At 62.5% G+C, this 25566-nt stretch carries 29 protein-coding genes, 1 tRNA gene and 1 pseudogene; 19 read left to right on the top strand and 12 right to left on the bottom strand.

Going from position 1 to position 25566, the window contains the following annotated elements; all coding sequences use genetic code 11:
* Nucleotides 1–4 precede the first annotated feature (4 nt).
* Entirely contained in the window at nt 5–424 is a 420-nt protein-coding gene (locus ACFPN2_RS15360) for a hypothetical protein (protein ID WP_380597980.1), read from the top strand.
* A gap of 79 nt (nt 425–503) precedes the next feature.
* On the opposite strand, the gene ACFPN2_RS15355 is transcribed toward ACFPN2_RS15360, so the two are convergent.
* The 3 genes from ACFPN2_RS15355 to ACFPN2_RS15345 form a co-directional block, all read right to left on the bottom strand.
* Complete coding sequence (locus ACFPN2_RS15355; RefSeq protein WP_380597978.1) at nt 504–1028, bottom strand: helix-turn-helix transcriptional regulator; 525 nt, start codon at nt 1026–1028, stop codon at nt 504–506.
* Between the two features lie 3 nt (nt 1029–1031).
* On the bottom strand, nt 1032–1301 hold the full coding sequence (locus ACFPN2_RS15350; protein WP_380597976.1) for a hypothetical protein: 270 nt from the start codon (nt 1299–1301) through the stop codon (nt 1032–1034).
* A gap of 596 nt (nt 1302–1897) precedes the next feature.
* Nucleotides 1898–2356, bottom strand: coding sequence for a response regulator (locus ACFPN2_RS15345; RefSeq protein WP_380597974.1), 459 nt, complete (start codon nt 2354–2356; stop codon nt 1898–1900).
* Between the two features lie 212 nt (nt 2357–2568).
* Here ACFPN2_RS15345 and ACFPN2_RS15340 point away from each other — a divergent pair, with 212 nt between their 5' ends.
* The 3 genes from ACFPN2_RS15340 (at nt 2569) to ACFPN2_RS15330 (ending at nt 5942) form a co-directional block, all read left to right on the top strand.
* On the top strand, nt 2569–2937 hold the full coding sequence (locus ACFPN2_RS15340; RefSeq protein ID WP_380597973.1) for a response regulator: 369 nt from the start codon (nt 2569–2571) through the stop codon (nt 2935–2937).
* Between the two features lie 160 nt (nt 2938–3097).
* Nucleotides 3098–4222 (top strand): hypothetical protein, encoded by a 1125-nt coding sequence (locus tag ACFPN2_RS15335; RefSeq protein WP_380597971.1) that lies wholly within the window; start codon nt 3098–3100, stop codon nt 4220–4222.
* Nucleotides 4223–4346: 124 nt separating this feature from the next.
* Nucleotides 4347–5942 carry a right-handed parallel beta-helix repeat-containing protein gene (locus ACFPN2_RS15330; protein ID WP_380597969.1) on the top strand — a complete coding sequence of 532 codons (1596 nt, stop codon included), beginning with the start codon at nt 4347–4349 and terminating at the stop codon, nt 5940–5942.
* Nucleotides 5943–6204: 262 nt separating this feature from the next.
* On the opposite strand, the gene ACFPN2_RS15325 is transcribed toward ACFPN2_RS15330, so the two are convergent.
* A tRNA-Arg gene (locus ACFPN2_RS15325) sits at nt 6205–6281 on the bottom strand.
* 232 nt (nt 6282–6513) lie between these two features.
* On the opposite strand from ACFPN2_RS15325, the gene ACFPN2_RS15320 reads away from it, so the two are divergent.
* Complete coding sequence (locus ACFPN2_RS15320; protein WP_380597967.1) at nt 6514–7023, top strand: c-type cytochrome; 510 nt, start codon at nt 6514–6516, stop codon at nt 7021–7023.
* A gap of 25 nt (nt 7024–7048) precedes the next feature.
* Here the strand turns inward: ACFPN2_RS15320 and ACFPN2_RS15315 are convergent.
* Both ACFPN2_RS15315 and ubiK read right to left on the bottom strand, forming a co-directional pair.
* Nucleotides 7049–8588, bottom strand: a pseudogene (locus ACFPN2_RS15315) (YifB family Mg chelatase-like AAA ATPase).
* Between the two features lie 174 nt (nt 8589–8762).
* Nucleotides 8763–9005: a ubiquinone biosynthesis accessory factor UbiK gene (gene ubiK / locus ACFPN2_RS15310; RefSeq protein WP_129776144.1), complete on the bottom strand. Its 243-nt coding sequence runs from the start codon at nt 9003–9005 to the stop codon at nt 8763–8765.
* Nucleotides 9006–9318: 313 nt separating this feature from the next.
* On the opposite strand from ubiK, the gene ACFPN2_RS15305 reads away from it, so the two are divergent.
* The 7 genes from ACFPN2_RS15305 to ACFPN2_RS15275 all read left to right on the top strand — a co-directional run bounded on the left by ACFPN2_RS15305 (nt 9319) and on the right by ACFPN2_RS15275 (nt 14995).
* Nucleotides 9319–9657: a P-II family nitrogen regulator gene (locus tag ACFPN2_RS15305; protein WP_116807584.1), complete on the top strand. Its 339-nt coding sequence runs from the start codon at nt 9319–9321 to the stop codon at nt 9655–9657.
* 150 nt (nt 9658–9807) lie between these two features.
* Nucleotides 9808–11247, top strand: a complete 1440-nt coding sequence (locus ACFPN2_RS15300) for an ammonium transporter (protein WP_380600142.1) — start codon at nt 9808–9810, stop codon at nt 11245–11247.
* Between the two features lie 192 nt (nt 11248–11439).
* Nucleotides 11440–11778 carry a P-II family nitrogen regulator gene (locus tag ACFPN2_RS15295; RefSeq protein ID WP_380597965.1) on the top strand — a complete coding sequence of 113 codons (339 nt, stop codon included), beginning with the start codon at nt 11440–11442 and terminating at the stop codon, nt 11776–11778.
* A 17-nt stretch (nt 11779–11795) separates the two neighbouring features.
* Nucleotides 11796–12236, top strand: a complete 441-nt coding sequence (locus tag ACFPN2_RS15290) for a DUF4124 domain-containing protein (RefSeq protein ID WP_380597963.1) — start codon at nt 11796–11798, stop codon at nt 12234–12236.
* Nucleotides 12227–13123, top strand: coding sequence for an NAD(P)-dependent oxidoreductase (locus ACFPN2_RS15285; RefSeq protein WP_380597961.1), 897 nt, complete (start codon nt 12227–12229; stop codon nt 13121–13123). Before ACFPN2_RS15290 ends, ACFPN2_RS15285 begins: the two co-directional genes overlap by 10 nt.
* Nucleotides 13124–13135: 12 nt before the next feature.
* Nucleotides 13136–14248, top strand: coding sequence for a sensor histidine kinase (locus ACFPN2_RS15280; protein WP_380597959.1), 1113 nt, complete (start codon nt 13136–13138; stop codon nt 14246–14248).
* 3 nt (nt 14249–14251) lie between these two features.
* Nucleotides 14252–14995, top strand: coding sequence for a LytR/AlgR family response regulator transcription factor (locus ACFPN2_RS15275; RefSeq protein ID WP_129776140.1), 744 nt, complete (start codon nt 14252–14254; stop codon nt 14993–14995).
* Here the strand turns inward: ACFPN2_RS15275 and ACFPN2_RS15270 are convergent.
* The 3 genes from ACFPN2_RS15270 to ACFPN2_RS15260 are packed head-to-tail and all read right to left on the bottom strand — an operon-like array spanning nt 14986 to nt 16045.
* Nucleotides 14986–15282 (bottom strand): YqjK family protein, encoded by a 297-nt coding sequence (locus ACFPN2_RS15270; RefSeq protein ID WP_380597957.1) that lies wholly within the window; start codon nt 15280–15282, stop codon nt 14986–14988. The two genes, ACFPN2_RS15275 and ACFPN2_RS15270, sit on opposite strands and share 10 nt — an antisense overlap.
* Entirely contained in the window at nt 15279–15710 is a 432-nt protein-coding gene (locus ACFPN2_RS15265; RefSeq protein ID WP_380597955.1) for a phage holin family protein, read from the bottom strand. The genes ACFPN2_RS15270 and ACFPN2_RS15265 overlap by 4 nt, the downstream gene beginning before the upstream one ends.
* Before the next feature lie 23 nt (nt 15711–15733).
* Nucleotides 15734–16045 (bottom strand): ElaB/YgaM/YqjD family protein, encoded by a 312-nt coding sequence (locus ACFPN2_RS15260; RefSeq protein ID WP_129776137.1) that lies wholly within the window; start codon nt 16043–16045, stop codon nt 15734–15736.
* A gap of 113 nt (nt 16046–16158) precedes the next feature.
* Here ACFPN2_RS15260 and ACFPN2_RS15255 point away from each other — a divergent pair, with 113 nt between their 5' ends.
* From ACFPN2_RS15255 to ACFPN2_RS15230, 6 genes are all read left to right on the top strand, one after another.
* Nucleotides 16159–17274, top strand: a complete 1116-nt coding sequence (locus ACFPN2_RS15255; protein WP_380597953.1) for an AI-2E family transporter — start codon at nt 16159–16161, stop codon at nt 17272–17274.
* Between the two features lie 2 nt (nt 17275–17276).
* On the top strand, nt 17277–18212 hold the full coding sequence (gene hemC, locus ACFPN2_RS15250) for a hydroxymethylbilane synthase (RefSeq protein WP_380600141.1): 936 nt from the start codon (nt 17277–17279) through the stop codon (nt 18210–18212).
* Nucleotides 18209–18979, top strand: a complete 771-nt coding sequence (locus ACFPN2_RS15245) for a uroporphyrinogen-III synthase (protein WP_380597952.1) — start codon at nt 18209–18211, stop codon at nt 18977–18979. The genes hemC and ACFPN2_RS15245 overlap by 4 nt, the downstream gene beginning before the upstream one ends.
* A 143-nt stretch (nt 18980–19122) precedes the next feature.
* Complete coding sequence (locus tag ACFPN2_RS15240) at nt 19123–20097, top strand: uroporphyrinogen-III C-methyltransferase (RefSeq protein WP_380597950.1); 975 nt, start codon at nt 19123–19125, stop codon at nt 20095–20097.
* A gap of 5 nt (nt 20098–20102) precedes the next feature.
* A complete protein-coding gene (locus ACFPN2_RS15235; protein WP_380597948.1) occupies nt 20103–21344 on the top strand; it encodes a heme biosynthesis HemY N-terminal domain-containing protein in 1242 nt (413 codons plus the stop codon).
* Nucleotides 21345–21353: 9 nt separating this feature from the next.
* Nucleotides 21354–22430, top strand: a complete 1077-nt coding sequence (locus ACFPN2_RS15230) for a 2Fe-2S iron-sulfur cluster-binding protein (protein WP_380597946.1) — start codon at nt 21354–21356, stop codon at nt 22428–22430.
* On the opposite strand, the gene ACFPN2_RS15225 is transcribed toward ACFPN2_RS15230, so the two are convergent.
* A complete protein-coding gene (locus ACFPN2_RS15225) occupies nt 22408–23382 on the bottom strand; it encodes a TIGR01777 family oxidoreductase (RefSeq protein WP_380597944.1) in 975 nt (324 codons plus the stop codon). The genes ACFPN2_RS15230 and ACFPN2_RS15225 overlap by 23 nt on opposite strands.
* Entirely contained in the window at nt 23379–23900 is a 522-nt protein-coding gene (locus ACFPN2_RS15220) for a GbsR/MarR family transcriptional regulator (protein ID WP_380597942.1), read from the bottom strand. Before ACFPN2_RS15220 ends, ACFPN2_RS15225 begins: the two co-directional genes overlap by 4 nt.
* An 84-nt stretch (nt 23901–23984) precedes the next feature.
* On the opposite strand from ACFPN2_RS15220, the gene ACFPN2_RS15215 reads away from it, so the two are divergent.
* Nucleotides 23985–24872, top strand: coding sequence for an SDR family oxidoreductase (locus ACFPN2_RS15215; RefSeq protein WP_380597941.1), 888 nt, complete (start codon nt 23985–23987; stop codon nt 24870–24872).
* Here ACFPN2_RS15215 and ACFPN2_RS15210 read toward each other — a convergent pair.
* The gene (locus ACFPN2_RS15210; protein ID WP_380597939.1) at nt 24869–25510 is read right to left on the bottom strand and encodes a nucleotide-binding protein; all 642 of its coding nucleotides are present in this window, start codon (nt 25508–25510) and stop codon (nt 24869–24871) included. The genes ACFPN2_RS15215 and ACFPN2_RS15210 overlap by 4 nt on opposite strands.
* Between the last annotated feature and the right edge of the window lie 56 nt (nt 25511–25566).

The raw sequence follows: 25566 nt of genomic DNA, 5'->3' as shown, positions 1-25566 counted from the left end.
AGCCATGCGTAACTTGAAATGGTGTGTGCTCGCCGCCCTGGCGCTCGGCGCCGGCGCCGCGAACGCGGAAGTGGTGGTGATCGTCAATCCGAAGAACGCGGCTGCCAGTCTGAGCGCGGAACAGATCTCCGCGCTCTATCTCGGCAACTCGACGACGTTCCCGGACGGCAGCACTGCGGCGCTGGCCGATCAGCCGGAAGCGGCGGGTATTCGCGGTGACTTCTATCAGAAGGCCACCGGTCGCTCGAGCGCACAGGCCAAGGCCACTTGGGCGCGCCTGACCTTCACGGGCAAGGCGACTCCGCCGAAAGAGCTGAAGAGCGATGCCGATGTGAAGGCCTGGGTCGCCTCCGATCCGAAGGCGATCGGCTATATCGACTCGAGCGCGGTGGACGGCTCCGTCAAGGCGGTGGCCAAGCTGTAATCGATCGATTGTGAGTCGATGACATCGCGGCCCCGGTGCGACTCAGTGCGCACCGGGGCCGCGTTCTTTGATACGCGCTTTAGGCTACCAACGCGCGGATTCGTTTCTCGACTGGCTGGTCGAGGCGCTCCAATTCCTTCGCAAGATTGACGCGCATCGCCGTGCGCGCGATGTCCAGCAGATGCTTGTCGATGGCATAACCTTCTCGCGTGTTGAGCCACTCGAGCACGGGAGCAAGATGCCATAGCGCCGTGCTTCCATCGTGCATGGGCGCGGGAAACGCCGCAGCATGACTCATCATCAACTTGCGCATGTTCTGCCTCGACACGCCGACGTGCTCGGCGATGTCGCTCAGACCCACCAGGTCGGGCCCGACTTCGATCAACTCCGCATCCGGCAGCGCCCGCTTCACATCCTCGAGCGCGCTGACGATCGCCTGCTTCGCCGTGCCGGCCTCGCGAGTGAACATCAACGCGACGCGCCCCGGCACACCAACACCGACCAACGCATCATCGCACCCCGCCTCGCCGAGGCGCCCGACCACATCGTCTCTTACCGGGCCCGGGTCGGCGAGCTTGAAAGTCAGATCAAAGTCATACTTCATCGCTCACTCCTCGCCACATTCATCGTCGCATAACGCGCGGATCACGCAGTTATCAACCACGCGCCGTAAGCGGCACGCATGATCGCTGGCATTCTTCGGCGTGCTCCAGATGCTCGCGATACAAAACTTGCCGCAACGGCATTCCGGAAGATTGTGAGGACAGTACATCCGCCCCCAGGCATGACTGCCTCCAGGCTCGACCCGCCAGCCCAGCTGTTCCGCATGCCGTAGCGCTTGCTCCACTTCCTTTTTCGGATGCTTCGCTCGCTGCATCTTGCACACCTTTAGAGTAACCGCCAAAAACACTGGTTGTCAAATGACAACCAACGTCCGTCGCACCACCGACAACATGCCCGGGCGGCAGCGGCAAAAGCGGACGATTAATTGGGCGAATTGCCCCTTAAAAGTGAGATTCAGTCCAAGGGAACTTCATCGGCGCGGGTCGGATTTCGTTGATGCCATCGACTCGTACCAGCGGGGCATTCGTATGGTTCCAAGCGCCGATGTTCTCGTCGTAAACGACCACCCGCTGGACGCGCAGACCGCGCTTTTTGCATTCGAACAAGTAGCGCCACGGGCGCGGGTGCTGCATCTCTTCGACGGTAGCGAAGCTTTACAGTATTTGTTTTCGACCGGGACGTTCGCGGGGCGCCGGCCCGGCCTGCCGCAGCTGGTGCTGCTCAGTCTGGAAATGAAAACGGTCAGCGGCTTGTGCGTGCTCGATCTGATGCGGGCGCATCCACTCACCTGCAGTGTCCCGGTGGTGCTGACGAGCCTCGAACGCAACCCGCGCATTTATCGACGCTACAACAAGTTCGATGCCAATGCTTACATCCCCCTGCCCTGCGACTTCGACCGTTACTGCGCGATCATTGAAGGTTGCACGGAACACTGGTTGCCATGGGCGCGTCGGCGCGGTGAAGGTGGCTCAGCGCGCTCGCTACTTGTTTCTCGAGCCGCTCGCTGGCGAAGATCACCACCGCCCCCGGAGTTAGCAGGCACCGCTCGCTTTCCGACTCCTCCTCGAGATCGTCACGGACCGCATCTTGCCGAATGACGATCACGGGGATCGCACGGGTCCGCGGATGCTGACGCAGCCGTTCGATGATGGCATCCGCCGACACGATCGATAACTCCGCCGACAGCACGACTAAATGCGGCGTCTCCGGCTCCTCCGTGAACAGGCCTCTCTGAAACAAGTAACGCACGGCCTGTTCGCCATCCTTGACTCGCACGATCGCCGCTTCCGCTTGATACCGTCGCACGCCGCTGGCGATCGAGGACCACGTGTCGTTGTCGGCTGCTGCGACCAGTACGTTATAGATCATGCGCGCTTCTTTGCTCCTACTCTTCAGACACGAGCGAGCCGCGCGAATGGTTGCACTGCGTGATGCGATTAACCTATGTTTATCGAGGCGCGCTCCATGGCGCGCGTACGCATAATCGCGGATCACTTCGAGCGCGTGATTCGATACATCTGCTGTCCTCAGCCTATTAGATAAATCGGGTCTGGCCAGACCGCTGCTTGGTTTTATTCGCCATGACTGCGCGTATCTTGCTTGTAGAGGACGAACTCCTCGTCGCGCTCTCGCTTCGCGAGGCACTGAGCGAAGCGGGCTTCGACGTCGATTGCGCTTATCTGGGCAGCACCGTGATCGAGGAGCGACCGGGCGTCGAATGGGATGCCGCGTTGGTGGACATGGCGCTCCCCGATCGCAGCGGCGCGACCGTGATTCAACACCTGCTTCACCAGCAACCTTCGTTACCTGTGATTCTCACCACCGGACTGGAGACGCCCGAGACGCGGCGGTTCGCCGCGGATCACGATCTAACTCTTCTGCCCAAGCCGTTCGATGAGTCGACGCTGGTGGATCTGTTGAGATCGGTGCTGATGACGGAGCACGCGTAACTCGTCTGGATTGACACGCGACCGTTGCTTGCGCAAGCATTGACGCGTCCCGAGGGAGTGGGCGGTTCAAGCAAATGGAGTCGACATGAACGAACGGAATTCACGTTTGTGGGAAAGGATTGCGCGCAGGGTTTTGCTCGTCGGGTGTTGTGTCATTTCGATGACACTCTCAGTCGATGCAAGCGCGGCGATCAGACGATTCGAGATGGCGCTGTTTGGTAACAGCAATCCTGGCTACACCGATCTAGCCTGGTTTTCAGCAGGCCAGGCGCAACCCGCGGGGCGCGCCATTCTGTCGCTCGACGGGGTCTATCAAGATCCCAATCTCGCCGGTTATCTCGCCAACCTCGGCTATGACTGGTCCCGAGTTGCAGCCGTTGTGATCGACGAGCCGTACTGGTTCGCCACCGGTGCGCAGAACAAGTCGAACCCCTGCGCACCTGGGGATCCGCGCATCAACCAGATCTGGGCTGTCGAGACTTATCTTCCAAACGCGGCCGCCGCGGTGAAGAGCATCGCGCCAGCAACCCGCTTCTGGGTGAACTTCAGCGAGCCCGAGATGAAATGGATGCAGGCGTCGTGCATTTTCAACCGGCCCTACATCGACGTCATCTCGCTCGATTATTACAACGTGCCGTTCAGCACGGTGCAGCCGTATTACAACTGGATCGTCTCGCATCGTTCCAAGAACAGCCAGCAGCTCGCACTGGTGCCGGGGACTTTCCATCGCAATTCGCCGAACTACCAGAACCCGGCCACGCCCGCGTCGTGGCTGGCGGGTTATTTCAACTACGCCAACAATCTCAACGCCTCGGGCTGGGACGCTCCCATGGTATGGCTGATCGCAGGCTTTTTCGGCTGGGATGAGCTCGAGGTCCTGCCGGGCGAATTCTGGCACGGCATTACTCATGCGACGTCCGCCCCCATCCTCCAGACCTGGCAGGCGCAGTTCAACAATCAGGGCTACAACACAATGGCCGGCTATATCGAGTCGCTCGATCCGAGCAGCGGCCTGGTCACTGGCTGGGCGGTGGACCGAACTGCGGTGATCCCGCCCTACGTCGATATTTATGTGGATGGCGGCTACTGGGGCACGACAGTCCCCAACGGCTATCGCAGCGACATCGCCAATCAATACGGCATCAATGTCTCGCAGTGGAGCTTCACACTGCCGTACAACGACGGCGGCTGCCACTCGATTCAAGCGTTCGCCGTCGCTCACACCGCGGAATCGTGGAATCACACCACGCTACGCACCTTGATCGGGTCGTCTTTCTGTTTCTGAGCTGATGGCACGGCTCGCGGATTCAACGGGTCCGCGAGCCGTCTCCATCTAAACCGACGGCGTAAACCGTGGATATCTTCCTATCCACCGGTGTTTACGTGCGTAGCGAAGGAGTCGCCTCATCATGGATCGTCGCAATCTTTCCAAAGTCCTGCTCGGGTCGGTTGCAGGCTCGACTTTGCTGTCACAACGCGCACAGGCGCAGACGTGCACTCCGCCGTGTTTTCCACTGACGTCCCAGGAATCGAGCACTGAAATCACACCGGTCGACTACAGCTACCCACCCGCTGACTTGCGTCGATTCGGCGGAGTTGGGAATGGCACGACCGCTTGCGCAGCGGCCCTGCAGAATGCCTCAACGGTGTCGGCGGCGGGCGGCGGCAATGTCATCATCGAGGGCGGCAGTTATCGCATCGAGTCGAACACCGTCATCGCTGCCGGTGTCACGCTCGAATTTCGCCAAGGTGGATTGTTGACCGTCGACAGCGGCGTGCAGCTCTCCATCAACGGCTCAGTCGTCGCACCGCCGGGCGCAAAGATTTTCGCCGGGTCGGGCGTAGTGAAGCTCGGCACGGCCAAAGGCGCCGTACCGACCGTGTACCCCGAATGGTTTGGCGCCGTCGGCAACGGCGTCGTGGATTGCACGAGCGCGATTCAAAAATGCGTGAGCTCGTTGAATTGGGGCGGCATCGTGCAGTTCGCGGCGGGCGTCTATCTCACGAGCGGCATCACTGCGCTTGCTAACACCGCGCTCCGAGGCGTCGGCAAAGAACAGTCGCTCATCAAATCCATCGCTGCTCAACCGCTGGTTCACCTCAGCAACGGCGGCGGCATCGTACCGGCCGGCGGCTTCACCGTTCGCGATCTCACCCTCGATGGCAACGGCTACGGCACCATCGGGCTGCAGGTCGACAACTACGGGAATTTCTCGGTCCAGGACTGCGCCATTTACGGCTTCTCCTCCCGTGGCGTGTACTTTCACGGCGTGGTCACCTCGACCATCTACCGGTGCCGTATTTTGAATTGCCCGATCGGATTCGAAGGCGACACCTCTTCGAGCACGCTCAACGCTGTCGCCTTGCGTGATTGCGCCATCGGCGGCTGCACGAACTGGGGCGTCAAAGTGACGCAAGGATCTTTGTTCTCTATCTCGGGCGGCGCCATCGAAGCCTGCGGCACCTCTGGCATTTCCAGCACCGGCGGCGTCCTGCTCGACGATATGGATCGTGATGCGCTAGGCATCGCAGCCACACTCGATGGCGTCTGGATGGAGGACAACAACGGTCACAGCGCGATCCGCATCAACGCTCCGCATGTGAACTATTCGATCTTCGACATTAAGTCGGTCCAGGTCTTCGGCGGCTCCCGCAGTTATGGCATCTACGTGGATGGCAGCGGCAACTATTCGTCCGTCGCTCTCGTGTACTGCACGCTCAAGAGCGCTGCGACCCAGGATCTGTTCATCGGCACTCGCGCGGTTGGAACGGTCGATCATGCACAGGCCGGCTCCGCCTCCATCTCCGCCCCCGATGTCGTCCGCCTGAATCACCCCATCAACGGCCGCTATCAATTCCCCGGTCTCGCGCTGCTGTCCGGCGGTCAACTCATCTTCGAGTCTCTGCCCGGCAACCATGCCAACGATGCGGATGCGGCGACCGGTGGCATTCCAATCGGCGGCGTCTATAGAAATGGCGGCGTGCTTCGCGTGCGCGTGTCGTGACGATCGAAGGAGCAAACGTTTGTTGAACTGAGCAGTCGATGCCGGCGGCGCAAACAGCTCGATCAGCTGATTGATCTCCGCCCCGGAGTTGTCGTCCGATGCGCTGCAGTTCGAGCGCCAACTCGAGCGCGGCTTGATGCTGCTCGACTCGCTTTTCGTAGGAGTAGCCGAGGCTGGTTTCGACGAGGCTCATGTCGATCCCGGCGCGCTTGGCTTCTTCGATGGCTGTGCTCATGGACAGCGGAACGGCGATGGAGGAAGGTGGCGCGCCCGACTGGATTCGAACCAGTGACCCTCGGCTTCGGAAACCGATACTCTATCCAACTGAGCTACGGGCGCGTGCGAGACGAATTGTAGCAGCCCCGCCTGGCGGGCGGGTCCCGGCCGGCGGACCTGGGGGCGGGGCGCGAATCATAGCCGGCCTTGTCGTCCGGCCCAACCCTGGGTGCAAAATCCACGTCGGGTCAGAGAGTTAGCCTGTTGAGTTTATCGGGAACGGCGACACCGTTATACTGCGCGCCGTTTTGCCATGTGGCTTTACCCGCCCCTGTAGCCTGTTGTTGGAGCCGAAGTGAGCGCCGAGCACGATAGAAAGTTCTTTGACACCTTCATGCTGGTACTCGGCATTTTGATCGGCATTGCCATCCTTCTATATGTGTTGGCGCGCATCGTCGCTTCCGGCACCCAGGAAAAGCATGTGATCACCGATCCGGTCAACCAGGCCGTGGTGGCCGAGCGCATCGCGCCGGTGGCCAAGGTCGCGATTGCGGGTCAGGACAACTCGGCGCTGGCGCCGGTCCAGGCCGCGTCCGCGGAACCGGCCAAGGAGCTGGGGGGCGAAGAAGTGTTCAACATGGCCTGCATGGCCTGCCACGGTGCCGGTGTCGCCGGCGCGCCGAAGTACGGCGACAAGGCCGCCTGGGGCCCGCGTATCGCGAAGGGCGCGGACACGCTCCACAAGCACGCGCTCGAAGGCTTCCAGGGTAGCTCGGGCTTCATGCCGCCGAAGGGTGGCCGCGCGGATCTGGCCGATAAGTCGATCATGAATGCGGTCGACTACATGGTCGCCGGCTCCAAGTAATCCTGCCTTTCGAGGTCGCCGCGAATCAGCGCGGCGACCTCTCTCCCACCCCGCCTCTCTCGTCTCGATCCAACTTCCTGAGCATCAGTGCTTCACTGATGTGCGCCTTGTCGATTCGCTCGGCATCGGCGATGTCCGCGATAGTCCGAGCCACCTTCAAAACGCGGTGATACGCCCGCGCTGAGAAGCCGAATTTGTTCGACGCTTGATCGAGCAAGTCGCGGGCGCCCGAAGTGGGAGTGCAGAGGCGCTCGATTTCCCGTGTTAGCAGACGAGCGTTCGGACACCCTTGCCGAGCGAGCTGCCTCTCACGCACGCGGATCACACGAGCCATGACGGTTGCACTCGTTTCCGCGTCGGGATTTGGGGCGTACAACGCTTCATGCGGCACGCGGAGAACTTCGACGTGCAGATCGAGACGATCGATCAGCGGACCGGACAGGCGGTTCTTGTACTTGCGCACTTGCTCATACGTGCAGTGACAAATGCCGCGCTCGTCGCCGAGATAGCCGCAGGGGCAAGGATTCATCGCCGCGACGAACTGGAACGACGCTGGGAATTCGGCCTGCTGAGCGGCGCGTGAGATGGTGATAACGCCTGTCTCCAACGGTTCGCGCAGAACTTCGAGCGCCGCGCGCGGCGTACTCAGGCAACTCATCTAGAAACAAGACGCCGTGATGCGCGAGTGAAATTTCGCCGGGGCGCGGGCGAGAGCCGCCGCCGACCAGCGCAACGGAGGAAGCGGAGTGATGGGGAGTACGAAACGGTCGAGTGCGCCAGCGAGAGGTATCGATGGGAAGACGAGCCACGCTGCGCACGGCCGCCACTTCGAGCGCTTCGTCTTCACTCATCGGTGGCAACAGACCGGGCAGGCGTTGCGCGAGCATGCTTTTTCCCGTGCCGGGTGGCCCGATGAAAAGTAACGAGTGAGCGCCGGCGGCGGCGATTTCTAATGCGCGCTTGGCAGTTTCCTGACCGCGCACCTCGCATAGATCCGCATCGAGCCCACGACTCGTATCGTCAGGCGCGGCGCCACTAATGAAATACAACGGCGCCTTGCCGGTGGCATGAGCGACCACATCGGGCAAGGTAGATGCGATGGCGATTCGACATCCAGTGACGAGCGCGGCCTCGGCAACGTTGGCACGCGGAACAAAGATGGAATGTTTGGCTCGCGTCGCCGCGACGGCAGCGAGTAACACGCCTTGCATCGATTGCACTTCACCGCCGAGCGACAGCTCACCGTAAAACTCACATTCACGAAGCGAATCGGCAGGAAGCTGGCCCGACGCGAGCAGCAGACCGAGCGCGATCGGTAAATCGTAGCGCCCGCCGTCCTTGGGCAAGTCGGCCGGCGAAAGATTCGCCGTGACTCGACCTTCTGGCCATTCGAAACCGCAGTTGGTGATAGCCGCACGCACTCGGTCGCGACTTTCTTTAACAACCGCTTCGGCGAGACCAACGATAGTGAAGCGCGGCAGGCCGCCGCTGAGATCGATTTCGACGCGCACGAGCGGCGCATCCATGCCGTGTTGCGCGCGACTCAAGACAGTCGCCATTGCCATCCGTGGCCTCCTGAAACATTCCCATGCCGTCGCGACAACGATCGCAACGGCGCCATATCGGCCACTGATATCAGCAGCCGTTCGGCGCTATTCGATCACGGGCACAGGAACGTCAGCGCACGATTGAGCGGGCGAATCGCCGCGAAACAAAGTCACGGCGATGGCAGAAATCAGCTAGGGATTTTTCTTCTCCAATTCCGCGAGGCGCGCCTCCAGCGCTTCGAGTTTCTCGCGGGTCCGGCGTAGCACGCCGGCTTGCACATCGAATTCCTGACGCGACACCAGGTCGAGTTTGCTCAACCCGGCCTGCAGCACCGCTTTGAAGTTTTCTTCCAGATCGCGACGCAACGCCTGCACGCCGGGCGGAACGGCGGAGGCGAGGCGGCGGGCGAGGTCATCGAGCGAACGGGGGTCCACGGATCAGACTCCTAACATCGGGGTTTAAAGATTCTTGGGGATCGGCATTAAGCCTCAAAATCGCCCGTTCGTGGTCGTCACTCCACGCTTACGGGGCAGCCAGACGGCATTTTGCTCCGAGTTGAAGCAAAGGGCTGGAATTTTCGCACCGAGAAAGTGCGCCGATGCCCCGTTCTCGGCCACGGCGGCGTTGGTTTGCTTGCACGAATTCGTGGCACAGATGATGCATTTCCGATGCGGCGCGCTTGGAACCTACTACGACTAGTCACGACTAGCCCGCAAGCCGCGCCCATGAACCCGGAGCCGGAATGCAATGAAGTTGATAACCGCGATCATCAAGCCGTTCAAGCTGGATGACGTCCGACAGGCCGTCGCGGATATCGGAGTTCAAGGCATCACGGTCACGGAGGTGCAGGGCTTCGGTCGCCAGCGCGGTCACACCGAGCTGTATCGCGGAGCCGAGTACCGCGTGGATTTTCTGCCGAAGACCAAGATCGAGCTGGCCGTGGACGATTCGATCGCCGAGCAAGTGGTCGAAGCCATCACCAACGTCGCACGCACCGGAAAAATCGGCGACGGCAAGATTTTTGTCATCGACCTCGCTCAAGCCGTGCGCATCCGCACCGGCGAGACCGGCGTCGAGGCAGTGTGAGTTTTTATTTCCGACAACAGCACCTGGCAAACGAACGATCTATCTCTTCGTAGGAGAACGACAGTGAAAAAACCCTTGGCAACGAGCCGCGTGCTCACTTACCTATGGAGCCTCGCGCTGGTCGCATTCGCGATCATCGCAGCGCCTGACATGGCGTTGGCGCAAGACGCTCCAGCCGCGGAACCTGCAGCTGCCGTAGCTGCGCCTGCGGAGGCCGCGCCGGCTGAAGCCGCTGCTCCGGCCGAAGCAGCCGCTGCGCCCGCCGCTCCGACCTACGACAAGGGTGATATCGCGTGGATGATGACCAGCACGCTGCTCGTCATCCTGATGGCCGTGCCCGGCCTGGCGCTGTTCTACGGCGGCATGGTCCGCGCGAAGAACGTGCTGTCGGTATCGATGCAAGTGTTCGTCGTCTTCAGCTTGCTGTCGGTGCTGTGGGCGGTGTACGGCTACAGCGTCGCGTTCTCCGGCGGCAACGCGTTCTTCGGCGGTTTCGATCGGATGTTCCTTGCGGGCATGCTCGATGCGGCCGGCAACCTGACGCCGGCGGCGACCTTCAGCAAAGGCATCTACGTTCCCGAATATATTTACGCCGCGTTCCAGATGACATTCGCCGCGATCACCGCGTGCTTGATCGTGGGCGCGTTCGCCGAGCGCATGAAGTTCTCCGCGGTGCTGACGTTCGTGGTGTTGTGGTTCACCTTCTCTTATCTGCCGATCGCGCACATGGTGTGGTTCTGGGCGGGCCCGGATGCATACACGACTCCTGAAGCCGCGGCTGCTGCCACGGCGGGCGCGGGTTTCCTCTTCCAGAAAGGCGCGCTCGACTTCGCGGGCGGCACGGTCGTGCACATCAACGCGGGTATCGCCGGTCTGGTCGGCTGCATCCTGGTCGGCAAGCGCAAGGGCTACGGCACAACCGCGATGACGCCGCACAACGTGCCGCTGATCATGATTGGTGCTTCGCTGCTGTGGGTGGGTTGGTTCGGCTTCAACGTCGGCTCGAACCTCGAGTCGAACGCGTTCGCCGCGCAAGTGTTCATCAACACCTTCGTGGCCACCGCCGCCGCGGTCATCGCCTGGACCTTTGCTGAGTGGATCTTCCGCGGCACGCCGACGATGCTCGGCGCGGCGTCGGGCGCGGTGGCCGGTCTGGTCGCCATCACTCCGGCCTGCGGCTGGGTCGGCCCGATGGGTGCGATCGTGATCGGCCTGCTGGCCGGCGTGATCTGCTTGTTCGCGGTCACCAAGTTGAAAGCGGCCCTGGGCTACGACGATTCGCTGGACGTATTCGGCGTCCACTGCGTCGGCGGTATCCTCGGCGCCATCCTGACCGGCGTGTTCAACGCGCCCTCGCTGGGCGGCACCGGCATCTATGACTACGTCGCCGGCACGTGGGGCTTCGCGGGCATCGGTCCGCAGGTTTACGCGCAGCTGTGGGGTGTGGGCACCACGATCGTCTGGTCGGGCATCGTGTCCTTCATTGCCTTCAAGCTGGTCGATCTGGTCATCGGGCTGCGGGTCAGCGACGAAGTCGAGACCGAGGGCCTGGACACGACCGAGCACGGCGAGCGGGGCTACAACCTCTAATCGCCACTCATTCGGCATGGGGTGAAAACGGGCGCTTCGGCGCCCGTTTTCTTTTTGTGGACAGGGGGATACCTGCTCGCCAGGCACCAACGTGACGTAGTCCTCAATCCTGCACGATGACGGGGACTGTCTTAATCCCCGGTCGGGACCCGTCCTGCTAGACTGCCGACGTTCTTTACATAGGACCGCGGCGTGAAACTGGTAGTCGCCATCATCAAGCCCTTCAAAGTGGACGAGGTGCGCGAGGCGCTATCGGAGCTCGGCGTGGCCGGTGTAACGGTGACGGAGGTCAAAGGCTTCGGCCGGCAACGCGGGCACACTGAGCTGTACCGGGGTGCCGAGTACGTGGTCGACTTCCTGCCCAAGTGCAAGATCGAAGTGGCCATCGACGACGACCGGGTCGACCAGGTGCTGGAGGCCATCGTCCAGGTCGCCAATACCGGTCGCATCGGCGACGGCAAGATCTTCGTGATCCCGCTGGGTCATGCCATCCGGATCCGCACCGGCGAAACGGACGCCCGGGCTATTTGAGACTCGTGGAGACTGCCATGTTCAGACCTGTGTTGTTGCTGACCCTGGCCGCGGTGATGGCGGCTGGAACCGCCGTTGCCGACGTCTACAAGTACAAAGACGAGAAAGGCAACATCCAGTACACCGACAAGCCGCCGTCATTGCCGGCCGAACGGCTCAACGTCCAATCCCAGCGCACCGACGTGGTCGCCGCGCAGGAGCGCTCGCAAGCCGCGGTTCAGTCCGCGAACTCGAAGCCCACGGGCAATTCGACCCCGGAACAGAAAGCCGCCGCCGAAACGACCGCCAAAGACAAAGCGGACCGTTGCATCAAGGCGCGCGAGCGTTACGATCGCTACATGAATTCGCCCAAGCTGTATGAACAAGGGAAGGATGGCGAGCGTCGCTATCTCACCGATGCCGAGCTCGATGCCGCGCGTGCCTCCGCCAAAGCTTCCATGGATGTGATGTGCCAGTGACCCTGCGAGCTGGATTTGTCGGCCTGGGCGCGATGGGCCTGGGCATGGCGCGCAACCTTCACAAGCATGGACTGCTGAGCGCCGTATGGAATCGCACGGCTGAAAAAGCCACCGCGCTCGCGCAAGAAACCGGCAGCAAGGCCGTCACTAAACTCGCCGATCTCGCGCCCCTGTGCGATGTCATCGTCACCTGCGTGTCCGCCGATGCGGATGTGCTCGCGGTGATCGATGAACTGTTGCCAGTGATCAAGCGCGGCACCATCGTCATCGACTGTTCCACCATCAGCGCCGACACGGCGCGCACCGCGGCTCATCGGTTGAACGCGGCCGGCGCGCAGTTCCTCGACGCGCCCGTCAGCGGCGGCACCGAAGGTGCGCGCGACGGCACGCTCGCCATCATGGTCGGCGGCGATGAAAAAGCTTTCGAACGCGCCCAGCCGGTCTTGCAGGCCATGGGCCGGGCAGTTACGCACTTCGGCGCCAGCGGCTCCGGCCAGGCGGCGAAGGCCACCAATCAAATCATGTGTGCCGGCGTGATCCAGGCGGTCGCCGAGGCCATGGCCTTTGCGAAGTCCGAGGATCTGCCGCTCGATCGTCTCATCGACACGCTCGGTAAAGGCGCGGGCTCCAGCTGGTACTTCGTGAACCGCGCGCCGAACATCCTGCGGGACGCTTACCCCGCCGGCTTCCGCGTGAAGCTGCACGAGAAAGACCTGAAAATCTGCCGCGCCATGGCCGCCCGCCACGGTGTGCAGCTGCCCTTGATCGAGATGACGCTGGTTCATTACCGACGCCTGATCGAGCAAGGTCATGGCGACGAGGACATCTCCACCTTGTTCCGCCTGAAGGACGCGCTGTTCGCCGCGGCCCGGGACAACAAACCCTAAAAGTCTGCTGCCATGGTGGCGTCCGCCTCCGAAACTCGCGCCACGTCATCGCCCGCCGCCAAGGCGCCTACGTTCTTTCTGCCGGATTTCTGCGCGTCGCCGGCGATCTTCGTGGTAGTGCTGATCGCCGAGCTGGTGGCGCTGGTGATCGCGCTGGCCCGGCAGGCGTTGCACGATAATTTCTGGACCGACCTGGCCGGCGGCTCGATGTTTCTTTTGTGGATCGGCCTCACCTGCTCCGCCGTGCTGTGTCGCTCGCGGCCGTGGTTGCAGACGATGCAACCGGGCCGCGCGGCGATGGTCGCTATCGGCATGCTGGTTGTCACCATCGGCCTGGTGTCGGAAGTGGTGTTTCAAGTGGGCCAGGTGTGGGGCAGCGAGTCGACCGGCGGCGAGCCCGGCTTCTTTCCGCGCGAGCACGCCGGCTTCGTGCTGAGAAACATCGTCGTCGGCTTCATCGTGAGCGCGCTGGCGCTGCGTTATTTCTATGTCAGCGCCGAATGGAAGCGCACGATCGAGCTGGAAGCGCTCGCTCGCATCCGCGCTCTGCAAGCGCGCATTCGCCCGCACTTCCTGTTCAACAGCATGAACACCATCGCCGCATTGACGCGCTCCAGTCCGGAGCGCGCCGAGCAGGCGGTCGAAGACCTCGCCGATTTGTTTCGCGCCAGCTTGAGCGACGCCAGCGCACGCATTCCTCTCAAGGACGAGCTGGAGATCGCGCGCACTCATCAACGTATCGAACAACTGCGTCTCGGCGATCGACTCACCGTGCACTGGGACGTGGATGAGCTGCCGATGCGCGCCCTCGTGCCGAGCCTGATCGTGCAACCGCTGCTCGAGAACGCCGTGTATCACGGCGTCGAGACGTTGCCGCGCGGAGGCGAGGTTTCCATCGTCGGCCGCCGTCAGGACGACCAGCTGCACATCGAAGTGCGCAATCCCATCCTGACCCAGACCGGCTATGCCAATCGCGAGGGCAACCGCATGGCGCTGGAGAACATCCGGCAGCGCCTGGAGCTGGCCTGGCCGGGCCGCGCCCGGGTCGAGGTCGAGCAGCGGGAGGGCGAATTTTGCGCCCGGCTGATCTTTCCGTATGCTGGCGACGATATGGTAAACGGCTAGGTCATGCGTTTATTAATTGTCGACGATGAGTCGCCCGCGCGGGAACGGTTGCGGCGGCTGTTGGAAGAAATCGAGGACTGCGAGGTCGTCGGCGAGGCCGACAACGGCGAGCAAGCACTGGCGACGTGCGGCGAGCTGCGTCCCGACGTCGTGTTGCTCGATGTGCGCATGCCCGGCCTGTCGGGCATTCAGATCGCGCGTCACATCGATTCGCTGGAAGATCCGCCGGCCGTGATCTTCACCACCGCTTACGATCAATACGCCGTTGAAGCCTTTGAAACCGAAGCTGTCGGCTATTTGTTGAAACCGGTCCGTAAAGAGAAGCTCGCACACGCGCTGCGCCACGCGTCGCGCATTTCTCCGACGCGTCTGGTGAAGGTCGCCGAGACGGCGCGACTCGAGCATCGTCGCGAGCAGATCTGCGCGCGTCTCGGCGAGACGCTGAAGCTGATCCCGCTATCGGATATTTATTATTTCGTCGCCGATCAGAAGTACGTGACCGTGCGCCACAAAGGCGGCGAGAGCCTGATCGACGAATCGTTGAAGGCGCTGGCCGAAGAGTTCGCGCCGGACTTCGTGCGCATCCATCGCAATGCCTTGATCGCGGAAAAATACATCTCCGCGGTGGAGCGCACCGATTCCGGTCAATACGTCGTGAGAGTTCGCGAGTGCGGTGAAGTGTTGGAAGTCAGCCGACGCCACGCGTCCGAGCTGCTACGGCGCATTCGAGGCGAAAGTCACTCCTGACGCGGGCGCAGGCGCATGAAGCGCCGCGCGGTCGTATATATCAACGCGCCGCGACTCACCCAGCGCATCAGCCGTTTCGGCCCGAGCAACGCGACCACCGCCACGCCGCCGATCAGCACCGCCGGATTCCTCAGCGCACGCTGAGCGGCGCCGAGGCCTCGATCCAGGCCGCTCAGGTGATGCTCGATCTCGTTCATGGTCGAGCCCAACGCACGACGCTGCACGGCTGCGCGCAATCGCAGGTTGGAATGCTTGGCCGTCAACTGATTGAAGCGTTCGCTACTCACAAACGGGCCTTCAGCTGATCGCGATCCCTGGCGAGCTCCGCCAACGTATCGTCCAGCAACGGCGGCTTGGTGCTCAGCTTGTGCCGGAGAATCATCCCGGCCACCACCGCGACCAGGACGAACATACCGACCATCGCCACCGAGGCCGCCAGCCGGTGCGTGTCCCAGAACACGAAGATCACCGCCAGCGCCACCAGGAACAAGCCCATCATCGCCGCGAACGCCGCGATGAAGGCCCACAGCAGAATCCCGCCGACCTGCCGCACCTCTTCCTGCAACTCGGTGGTCAGCAGCTCCAGCCGGGTGTGCACGATGGCGACGAACGTCGCCAGAAAATTATTGAGCGACTGAAACAGACCGGCGACCGGGCGTGCGCCCTCTGGCGTAGCCCGTGCGCCGACGTGCGGATCGTGCGTTTCCACTGCCATGGCGGAGTCGACTCGGATCGCGCTCAGCGACGGGCGAGCAACAGTCCGACCACCAGGCCGATGCCGGCGGCGATGCCGACCGACTGCCACGGATTTTCGTGCACGTACTCGTCGGCGGCGTCGGCGATCTCGCGGGCGCGGCGCATCGCCTCTTCCTCGACTTCGCTCAAGCGCACCTTGGCCTGGCGCAGCGACTCTTCGGCCCGCGCACGCACTTCCTGGATCTTCTCGCCGGTGAGCGTCGAGGTGGCCTTGAGCAGCGCCTCGGCATCCTCCATGACGGTCTTCAAATCCGCGACCAGCTGGTCGGTAGTCACGTCTACTTGGGCATTCATGAGTCGTTCCTCTCGAGCTTCGTGCATCAGATGTTAGCAAACCGGTGAGCGTGCGGCGGTGCTAGCATGGCGGCCTTTGCCGCGGGCCCGCGGCCACACGGAATGGAATGCCCATGACTCAACCGCCACGCGTCGCACCGGCAAAAGATCGGTTCTACGCGCGCACGTTCGCATTGGTGACGTGCCTGGTGCTGGGTCTGGCCTTGTTCAAGATCGTCCAGCCCTTCCTGGGCCCGTTGCTGTGGGCGATCTTCATTGCGTTTCTGCTTCATCCGCTGCATGTGCGGCTGGCCGCCCGGCTGCGCGGCAGACCCCAACTCTCGGCGGCGTTGCTGACCGTGCTCACATTCGTCGTCATCATCGGCCCGTTGACCGCGCTGAGCGCGGCCTTCGCGGCCCAGGTCGGCGATCTGCTGCAGCTCGTGCAGAACAAGGTCGCTGGCCAGACAACTGGCAACGTGTTGAATCTGGCGAATGTTCCCTGGGTGCGCGAGGGGCTGGCCTGGCTCGACCGGACCCTCGATGTGGATCTGGCGCAGCTGCAGGCCTGGTTCACCCAAGGCTCCAAAGAGGCGCTGCAGACACTGGCGTCGCTGACCGGCAAAGTGTTCCTGGGCGCGGTCGGCACCGTGGTCGGTTTCGTGCTGATGGAGTTCATGCTGTTCTTCTTCATCCGCGACGGCGGCGAGATGGTGGACACCACGCGCGAGCTGATTCCCATGGCCGAGGCTCCCAAGGCCAAGCTGTTCGATCACCTGGCGGGGGTCACGCGCGCCATGGTGTATGGCACCGGGCTGACCGCGCTGATTCAGGGCACGCTGGTCGGCATTTCTTTCCTGATCGTGAGCTTGCCCTCGCCCATCGTGTTCGGCGTCATCGCCGCGCTGGTCGCTTTGTTGCCGTTCGGCGGTACCGCACTGGTGTGGGGCCCGGCGGCGCTGGTGCTGGCGGTGGAAGGCCGCTGGGGCGCGACGATTTTCATGTTGGTGTGGGGTGCGGTGCTGGTGTCGCTGGTCGACAACGTGGTGCGGCCGATGCTGGTGTCGGGTCGCGCCAATGTCGGTACGCTGACCGTGTTCATCGGCGTGCTGGGCGGATTGGCCGCCTTCGGCGCCATCGGCCTGTTCCTCGGACCGGTCGTGCTCGCGCTCATCATCGCGTTGATCCGTTTCTGGCTCGAGATGCGGCGCGCGGAAAAAGCCCTGGCCGTGTCAGCAGAATTGCCATGAGTATCTCCGAACATACATTGCGTATCGCCACGCGGCAGAGCCGCCTGGCCCTGTGGCAGGCCGAGCACGTCGCGGCCTTGCTTAGAAACAAGCATCCGGGCTTGAAAGTCGACCTGGTGCCGATGACCACGCAAGGCGATCGCATCCTCGATCGACCGCTGGCCAACATCGGCGGCAAGGGCCTGTTCATCAAGGAGCTGGAACTGGCCATGTCGGAGCATCGCGCCGATATCGCCGTGCATTCCATGAAGGACGTGCCGAGCGACATGCCGCCGGGGTTCACACTGGCGGCGATGCTGCCGCGTGCCGATCCGCGCGATGCGTTTGTTTCTACCCGTCACAAGAGTTTCGCGAGCCTGCCGCAAGGTGCGCGTGTGGGCACCTCGAGCTTGCGCCGGCAATGTCAGTTGAAACAGGCGCGGCCGGATCTCGAGCTCATCACTTTGCGAGGCAATGTCGATACTCGTCTGCGCAAGCTCGACGAAGATCAGTACGACGCGATCATCCTCGCGGCCGCGGGCTTGATTCGTCTCGGGCTGGAGAGTCGCATCACGGAATATTTCGGCGCCGAGCAATCGGTGCCAGCCGTGGGTCAAGGCATCATCGGCATCGAATGCCGTGACGACGACGCACGTAACATCGCTTACGTCCGTGCGCTGAATGACCCGCAGTCGTGGCAATGTTGTTTGGCGGAGCGCTCGTTCGCGCAACGGCTCGAAGGCAGCTGCCAATCTCCCATCGCGGGTTTCGCGACGCTCAACGGCGATCAGTTGCAACTCCACGGCGTCATCGGCTCGCCCGACGGTCGCGAGATGTATCGCGGCGCGCATCTCGGCCCGGTCACCGATGCAGAAGCCATCGGCGTGCGGCTGGCGGAAGAGTTGTTGAAAGACGGCGCCGGCGCCTTGCTCGAACGCTTGCGGCAGGAGGCGCCATGATTCCGAAAGTGATGCCGCCGCTGGCGGAGCTCACTGTTCTCGTGACTCGCCCAGCCTCGCAAGCGGCCGGCTTGTGCGAACAGATTCAGCAGAAAGGCGCGACGGCGATTGCGTTTCCCGCGGTCGAGATCGAGCCTGTCACTGCCGCCGTGGCGAGCGGTCACGATCTGATCATCTTTGTGAGCGTCAACGCGGTCGCGCATGGCGTGCACTTGATCGAGAAGAGCCCGACGGCGCGAGTCGCCGCCATCGGCAAGGCAACTGCGGCGGCATTGAAACAGACGTCACTGCCGGCCGATATCGTTCCTGAAGCGGGCTTCAACAGCGAAGCGTTGCTGGCCCATCCGGATCTCACATTGCCCGACGGCGCGAAGGTATTGATCGTGCGCGGCTCGGGCGGTCGCGAGCTCATGCAGGAATCGTTCAGCGCTCGCGGCCTGGTGGTCGAGACACTGGACGTTTATCGACGCGTTCGCCCCACGATCGACGACGCCACACGCGATGCGCTGGAAACACGCTGGCAGAACGAAGGCATCGACGTGGTCACCGCCACCAGCATTGAAACTCTGCATAACCTGATCGGGATGTTGTCCGACCGGGGCCGCGCGTTATTGCGCGAAACCGCGCTGCTGGCGGCGAGCCGGCGCATTGCCGATGCCGCGGCGGAGGCGGGCTGGAACGGGACGCTGATTGTCGCGAACGGCGCCGACGATGCGTCGATGATCGGTGCATTGGCCAATTGGAGAACCCGCGCCCGGGCGGCTTGAAATCGGCACTGCGTGTTAGGATACGCGCGTCGCAAGCAGCGCCCTTTCTTATGGCCCCTATGGCCGAGACCGGTCCAGAATCCATCAGCTCGTCTGCTCTCGGCGATTCGTCGAGATCCCGTCGCGCGCATACGTACAGTCGATTGACGACGGCTATTGCCGTGCTCGCACTGGCCATCGCCGGCTATAGCCTGGTGCGCCTGGATGCAATCCGGGACAAGCTCGATACCGCGAATGCCGCCGTGGCCGCCTCCAACTCGGATCGGGAACTGTTACGTGCCGAATTGAAGAGCCAGGCCAGCCGCGAGCGTCAGGCCCATCGCGATCTGAATCGTCGCCTGGACACGCTGAACGACGCACCTCAACAGTTGCAGGAACTGGCCTCTTCCGTCGAAGAGCTGCGCGGTCGCGCCGAAGGGCCGGAGCGCGCCTGGTCGCGTGCCGAAGCTTTGTTTCTTCTCGAGCTGGCCCAGCGCCGGCTCACGTTGGATCGGGATGTCGAGACTGCGATCGTCGCGCTGGAGTCGGCCGATTTGCGCCTGGCGTCGTTGCGCGATCCTTCGTTCGCCGCTGTTCGTCAGGAGATCGCCAAAGAACTGCAGGCAATGCGAGCCGTGCAGCTGCCCGACACCACCGGCATTCTATCCAAGCTGATTGGCGCTGAAGAACGCGCCAGCGACGCGCCGGTCAAAGGCATCCTGGTCACCGAGCGCAATGCGTTCGATCGCGCCAGGTTGCCGGATGGAATGTTTGCTCGCGCCGGCGCCATCCTCAGCCAGACTTTCTCGAATCTGATCGTCGTGCGTAAAGTCGACGACGCGTCCGGCAGCGTCATCACGGCCGAAGAAGCGTTGTTGAGGCGCCAGCATCTGCAGTTATTATTTTTCGCGGCCCGCACAGCGGTCATCCGTCACGACGGGCAGGCGTATCGCACGGCGTTGGCCGGCGCGCGTCGCTCGCTCGGCGATTTCTTCGATCTTTCCAGCCCCGAAGCCCAGTCGCTGCTGAACGAGGTGCAGGCGCTGGAGCCGATCAACATCGATCCCACGCTGCCGACCGTGACCAACTCGATCAACGCACTGCGCCGGATGGTCCCGTCGCGTCGAGGCCCGGAGTAACCGCGATGAAAAGCGGTCTATACATCGCCGCGGCAATGATCGTCGCCGGTCTGATCGCCAACATCGTGTTGGGCGATCCCGGTTACGTGGCATTGCGCTTCGCCGGTCGATTGATCGAAATGTCCGCAGTAACGTTCGGGCTGCTGCTGGTCGCCGCGTACTTCGCGGTGAGATTGCTGATCAAGCTCATCACCGCACGTCGCACATGGAAAGCAGCTCAAGAAGCACGACGCCACGAGCGCGCACGTCGCAGCTTCGCTCAAGGCATCCTGGAACTGTCCGAAGGAAACTGGGAAGCCGCCGAGAACACGCTGACTCGTAATGTGCGTGAAGCCGAAAGCCCCGCGGCTCACTATCTGACGGCGGCTCGCGCCGCGGACCTGCAAGGTGCCTCTGAACGGCGCGATGAATATCTTCAGCGCGCGTTGGAAGTTGCTCCCGATCGCCGCGCCCCGGCGCTCGTCATGCAGGCCGAAGTCCTGCTCAAGCACAAGCAATTGCAAGCAGCACTGACGACGCTCGAACAACTCGAAGCGATGAAACAGCAGAACGCGCGCGGTCTGTTGTTGCTGGCTCGTGCCTATCGTCAGTCAGGCGATTGGCAGAAACTGCAGGCCTTGGAGCCGCGTCTGCGCAGTACTCGCGGCATCACGGCCGCGATGGCCGACGAAACGGTCGCGCAGGTTCATCTGGATCGGCTGAAAGACGCCGCGACCCAGGGCGACCTCAACGAATTGAAAGCGGCCTGGAAGGAAACCTCCAAGTCGCTCGCCAAACATCCGGAGATCGTGGTCGCGTATGCCCGCGCGTCGATGGCCTGCGGCGATCATGAAGCTGCGGAAGCAGCGCTGCGTGATTGCATCAACAAACAATGGAATGAATCGGCGGTGCTCGCGTACGGCGAGTTGGAAACCGACGAGCCGCTGAAGACGCTGGATCGCGCCGAGGCTTGGCTGCCCGAGCACGGCGATGACGCGGCATTACTGTTCACCTGTGCGCAGCTTGCCACTCGTGCCGAGCTCTACGGCAAAGCCCGCAGCTTCCTCGAAACCAGCATCGCGATCCGTCCGCGCCTGGAGGCGTATCAACTGCTCGCCAGCCTCATGGAACAGCTCGGCGAACGCGAGCGCTCTGTGAAAGCCTTGAACGATGCACTCGCGCTAGCAGTGGGCCGCAAAGCCAACCTCCCGAAGATCCGCGCCCGCCGCTGGCTGGAGCGCAGGCAAAGCGATCGCCGGAGAAATTAGGCCTTCCCCATGTCCGCCCGGCCCTACGCTCGCGTTACGCTGCTTCCGTCGCAGCAGATTCTCACTGTCGAACGCGGTGAGACCATTCTCGATGCAGCTCTGCGCGCGGGATTGAATCTTCCGCACAGCTGCAAGAGCGGACACTGCTCGTCCTGCCGCGCCCGCATTCGTCACGGCGAAGTGAGTTATCCGCATGGTCGGCCGCTGGGATTGATGGAAGACGAAGAGCGCGACGGCTACGCTCTGCTGTGTCAGGCCCACGCGGCCAGCGAAGATCTTACCGTCGAGGTGCGCGAGATCCGCCCGCCGGCACCGGAGATCGTGCTCAAGAGCTTGCCTTGTCGCATCGAGCGGCTGGAACGACTCACGCCCGACATCATGGCGGTGTTCCTGAAGATGCCGGCCAACGAATATTTCCATTTCGCGCCCGGCCAGTACCTGGACGTGATGCTGCCGCAGAACCGACGCCGCAGCTTCTCGATCGCGAGCACGCCGGGCGACGGCAAGTTGCTCGAACTGCACATCCGCCGGGTCTCGAGCGGCGAGTTCACGCAACAGCTGTTCGACGGCACGCTGGAAAAGGCGCTGCTGAGAATCGAAGGGCCACTCGGTCAATTCTGGTTCCGTCGCGAATCGCCGCGACCGGCGTTGCTCGTCGGTGGCGGCACCGGCTACGCGCCGCTACGTTCGATGCTGCACAGTCTGCTCGAAGTCGGTGACCGGCGGCCGCTGTATCTCTATTGGGGCGCACAGACCGCCAACGACTTGTATGAGGACGCGCATCTTCGAGCGCTGTGCGAGCAACATCCCAACCTTCGATACATTCCGGTTCTGTCAGCGCCGCGCGCTGAAGATCAATGGCAGGGTCGAACGGGCTGGGTGCATGCGGCCGCGCTGGCAGATCATTCCGATCTCACCAAGGTCGATGTTTACGCCAGCGGCCCGCCGGTGATGGTGGAAACGATCCGTCACGAATTCACGCATCGCGGCCTGCCGCCCGAACAGTTGTTCTTCGATTCGTTCGATTACGCACCGGACGCGCTGGCCAAACTGGGTGGCGCCTTCATCCCACCGCAGGATCTTTAGCGCGCAGCAGGTCGGCGAGCGCTGCTTTCAATTCGGGATAGCGAAAGGCGAAGCCCGCGTTCAACGCCTTGGTTGGCAGCACCCGCTGCCCTTCGAGCAGCAGTTGTGACAACTCACCGAGCGACGCTCGCAAGATCCCCGCCGGCACGCGCACGGGAATAGATCGACCGAACTGTGCCGCCAGCGCCGCGGCGAACTCTTGCTGCCGAACCGGCTGCGGCGAAGTGACATTGATGCCGCCGCTCATGTCGTCCTGCTTGATACAAAACCACATCAGGTCGAGCAGATCGTCGATGTGAACCCACGACTGCCACTGTTGCCCGGACCCGAGCACTACGCGCAGTCGCATGCGAGCCGGCCGAATCAAACCGGGCAACGCGCCGCCTGACATGCCGAGCACGATGCCGAAGCGCAGGCGGCAGACACGAACGTCATATTGTTCGGCCGCTTGCGCCGCCAGCTCCCACGCCTGACACAGATGCGATTGAAAGATCGGCTGGCCCCGCGCCGCTTCGGTGATTTCCTCTTCCCCGCGCACACCGTAGTAACCCACGGCGCTCGCATTGATCAGCACCTCGGGCTTGTGCTCGAGTCGCGCGATCAGCTCGGTGATTTTGTTTGTAACGCCCAACCGGCTGTCGAGCAATTCGGCGCGCCGCGCGGGTGTCCACAGCCCGGCGAAAATAGGAGCGCCGGCGAGATTGACGATCCAATCGATCCGTTCACTCGAAATGATTTCATCGAGCGAAGTGACTACGCGCACCATCGAGCCAAACACCGCGCGAGCTCGCTGACCATTGCGAGTTAACGCAATGACGCTGTGACCATCGGCGAGCAACCGTCGACAGAGCCTGCGACCGATAAAGCCGGTCGCACCGGTGACCAACACGATGCAGGGCGCGTCCGAACGGGCGACACGCCGCGGCGCGCGTTGCCACTCTGGACGGCTCATGTGACGATCTTGGCGACCTTCGTGCCCATGCGCATGAGCTTCAACAGCGTGGGCCGCGGCATGGCGCGGACCTGGTCGTACCAGCCCGAGACTTCCTCCAGGAATTCGAGCATGTCGCCGATGCGCTGTTTCACCTGCTCAGGGGTTTCCTGATCCTTCCTGGCGTCAGCGGTAGCCTCACGCAACATCTGTAAAGTCGGGTCGATTTCACGCTTCTTACGACCGTCCATGATCATCGTGAGCACTTCCCATATATCCTTGCGCGCCTGAAAATAATCGCGCCGATCGCCCAGTTGATGAGTCACGCTGACCAGATCCCAGGCCTGCAGCTCCTTGATACTGACACTGACATTGGATCTCGCCACGTTCAGCGTCTCGGCAATGTCGTCCGCCGTGAGCGGCGTCGGTGCCAGGAACAATAGGGCATGGATCTGCGCTACCGAACGGGAGACGCCCCAGCGGCCGGCCATTTCGCCCCAATGGAGCACACAACGATGCATGGTAGGTGTCAGCTGCATGGCTAGATCCATCCGTAATTTCTGTCTTTTCTGAAATTTAAATATGAACCGACACCGTGTCAAGTCGATGGCCCGAGGGCGCGCATGACCCAGTTTCGTAGCGAGGGCCGACCGCACATTCTGATTGCCGGATGTGGCTATGTGGGCCAGCGCCTGGCCGCCCGCCTGCGCGATCGATATGAGATCACTGCCCTGATTCGCGCCAACGACAAGGCCGCCGCGCTCGAGCGGCAGGGATTGAAGACCCTCGTGATCGATCTCGATCGGCCGCGGGTCGGCTCGAGCATCCCGGAGCGGCTGGATCAGGAAGCCATCGTTTATCTCGCTCCGCCGCCCGGCTCAGGCGAGAGCGATCTGCGGCTCGACCGCTTCCTGCACCTGGCGTTCGTGCCGCCGAAAAGTTTTGTTTATATGAGCACGACCGGCGTGTACGGCGACTCGCAGGGCGGCCTCGTCGACGAAAGCACGCCCGTCATGCCGCTCACCGAGCGCGCCCGTCGTCGTGTCAGCGCTGAAGAAATGACCCGCGTGTGGTGTCACGAACGGCGGGTTCGGCGCGTGGTGCTCCGAGTGCCGGGAATCTACGGTCCCGACCGCCTGCCGCTGGAACGATTGCGAAAGTCAGAGCCGGTAGTGCGCCCCGAAGATGCGGGCATCACCAATCGTATTCATGTGGACGACCTGGTCTCGGCCTGCGAGGCGGCGATCGAGAACAAAGAAGCGCGCGGTGTTTATAACGTCACCGACGGCAACTCCATCAGCTCGACCTCGTTCATCGATCTGGTCGCGGAGCTCACCGGCCTGCCTCGCCCACCGCGGGTGTCAATGGAAGAAGCGCAGCTGACATTCAGCCCGGAGCGCCTGTCATTCCTCAATGAATCGCGCCGGGTCAGTAATGACCGCATGCTGAAACATCTCGGCGTGACCCTGCGCTACCCCGATCTGGAGGCCGGCATCCGCGCCAGCCTCTAACTCGGCTGGCTCTTCTTACTGTCGAGCCACTTGGTGATGGGCTTCCACTGCTCCCAGTCCGGGCTGGCCAGATATTCGGGCAGCTCGAAGATGCTCATGCCGCGCTGATAGGCCCGCAGATAGTTGGTCGACTGACGCAGCTGACCGAGATAAGGCACCTTCAGCTTGTCGAGATACTGATCCAGCTCGTCGAACAGCAGCGTGTTCTCCCGCACCCGGTTCGCCACCATGCCGAGCCGCGCCTGTTGACGTTGCACCTTGCCCAGCTCGAGCAGCTCTTCCATGAAGCGCGCCGAGGCTTTCATATCGATGGGCGAGGGCATCACCGGAATGAGAATGGTCTCGGCCCGACGCACCAGCTCGTTCATCTCCGCGCCGTGCGTCCGGGCCGGGGCGTCGATGACCAGCACATCGGTATCTCTGGGCACGCCGCGGATGCCTTCGTCATACGCCGGCACGCCGGCAATACTCGGCAGATCGGCAGGACGCATGGCCAGCCAGTCGAGGCTGGAACGTTGCGGATCGTAGTCGGCGATCGTCACCTTGGAGCCCTCGCCCGCAAAGTAACAAGCGATGTTGGTCGCCAGAGTGCTCTTGCCGCTACCGCCTTTGGAGTTCATTACCATCACGTGGCGCATGAAAATCCTCGCTTCCCCCGTCAAAAGAGACAGCATCTTGGGCCCGGCGAGGCGCG

The sequence above is a fragment of the Steroidobacter flavus genome, from assembly GCF_042651805.1.
Taxonomy (GTDB): Bacteria; Pseudomonadota; Gammaproteobacteria; order Steroidobacterales; family Steroidobacteraceae; genus Steroidobacter; species Steroidobacter flavus.
Note: the sequence above shows the minus strand (reverse complement) of the source record. Positions and strands in the feature narration are given on the sequence as shown.

What these genes read in the sequence shown, in the direction of transcription:
- ACFPN2_RS15360 (WP_380597980.1), top strand. Translation starts at nt 5, where the DNA reads ATGCGTAACTTGAAATGGTGTGTGCTCGCCGCCCTGGCGCTCGGCGCC.
- ACFPN2_RS15230 (WP_380597946.1), top strand. Translation starts at nt 21,354, where the DNA reads ATGTCCGCCCGGCCCTACGCTCGCGTTACGCTGCTTCCGTCGCAGCAG.
- ACFPN2_RS15265 (WP_380597955.1), bottom strand. Translation starts at nt 15,710, where the DNA reads ATGGCAGTGGAAACGCACGATCCGCACGTCGGCGCACGGGCTACGCCA.
- ACFPN2_RS15235 (WP_380597948.1), top strand. Translation starts at nt 20,103, where the DNA reads ATGAAAAGCGGTCTATACATCGCCGCGGCAATGATCGTCGCCGGTCTG.
- ACFPN2_RS15305 (WP_116807584.1), top strand. Translation starts at nt 9,319, where the DNA reads ATGAAGTTGATAACCGCGATCATCAAGCCGTTCAAGCTGGATGACGTC.
- ACFPN2_RS15345 (WP_380597974.1), bottom strand. Translation starts at nt 2,356, where the DNA reads ATGATCTATAACGTACTGGTCGCAGCAGCCGACAACGACACGTGGTCC.
- ACFPN2_RS15280 (WP_380597959.1), top strand. Translation starts at nt 13,136, where the DNA reads ATGGTGGCGTCCGCCTCCGAAACTCGCGCCACGTCATCGCCCGCCGCC.
- ACFPN2_RS15275 (WP_129776140.1), top strand. Translation starts at nt 14,252, where the DNA reads ATGCGTTTATTAATTGTCGACGATGAGTCGCCCGCGCGGGAACGGTTG.
- ACFPN2_RS15290 (WP_380597963.1), top strand. Translation starts at nt 11,796, where the DNA reads ATGTTCAGACCTGTGTTGTTGCTGACCCTGGCCGCGGTGATGGCGGCT.
- ACFPN2_RS15340 (WP_380597973.1), top strand. Translation starts at nt 2,569, where the DNA reads ATGACTGCGCGTATCTTGCTTGTAGAGGACGAACTCCTCGTCGCGCTC.
- ACFPN2_RS15245 (WP_380597952.1), top strand. Translation starts at nt 18,209, where the DNA reads ATGATTCCGAAAGTGATGCCGCCGCTGGCGGAGCTCACTGTTCTCGTG.
- ACFPN2_RS15330 (WP_380597969.1), top strand. Translation starts at nt 4,347, where the DNA reads ATGGATCGTCGCAATCTTTCCAAAGTCCTGCTCGGGTCGGTTGCAGGC.
- ACFPN2_RS15210 (WP_380597939.1), bottom strand. Translation starts at nt 25,510, where the DNA reads ATGCGCCACGTGATGGTAATGAACTCCAAAGGCGGTAGCGGCAAGAGC.
- ACFPN2_RS15355 (WP_380597978.1), bottom strand. Translation starts at nt 1,028, where the DNA reads ATGAAGTATGACTTTGATCTGACTTTCAAGCTCGCCGACCCGGGCCCG.
- ACFPN2_RS15260 (WP_129776137.1), bottom strand. Translation starts at nt 16,045, where the DNA reads ATGAATGCCCAAGTAGACGTGACTACCGACCAGCTGGTCGCGGATTTG.
- ACFPN2_RS15215 (WP_380597941.1), top strand. Translation starts at nt 23,985, where the DNA reads ATGACCCAGTTTCGTAGCGAGGGCCGACCGCACATTCTGATTGCCGGA.
- ACFPN2_RS15335 (WP_380597971.1), top strand. Translation starts at nt 3,098, where the DNA reads ATGACACTCTCAGTCGATGCAAGCGCGGCGATCAGACGATTCGAGATG.
- ACFPN2_RS15220 (WP_380597942.1), bottom strand. Translation starts at nt 23,900, where the DNA reads ATGCAGCTGACACCTACCATGCATCGTTGTGTGCTCCATTGGGGCGAA.
- ACFPN2_RS15350 (WP_380597976.1), bottom strand. Translation starts at nt 1,301, where the DNA reads ATGCAGCGAGCGAAGCATCCGAAAAAGGAAGTGGAGCAAGCGCTACGG.
- ACFPN2_RS15300 (WP_380600142.1), top strand. Translation starts at nt 9,808, where the DNA reads ATGGCGTTGGCGCAAGACGCTCCAGCCGCGGAACCTGCAGCTGCCGTA.
- ACFPN2_RS15225 (WP_380597944.1), bottom strand. Translation starts at nt 23,382, where the DNA reads ATGAGCCGTCCAGAGTGGCAACGCGCGCCGCGGCGTGTCGCCCGTTCG.
- ACFPN2_RS15255 (WP_380597953.1), top strand. Translation starts at nt 16,159, where the DNA reads ATGACTCAACCGCCACGCGTCGCACCGGCAAAAGATCGGTTCTACGCG.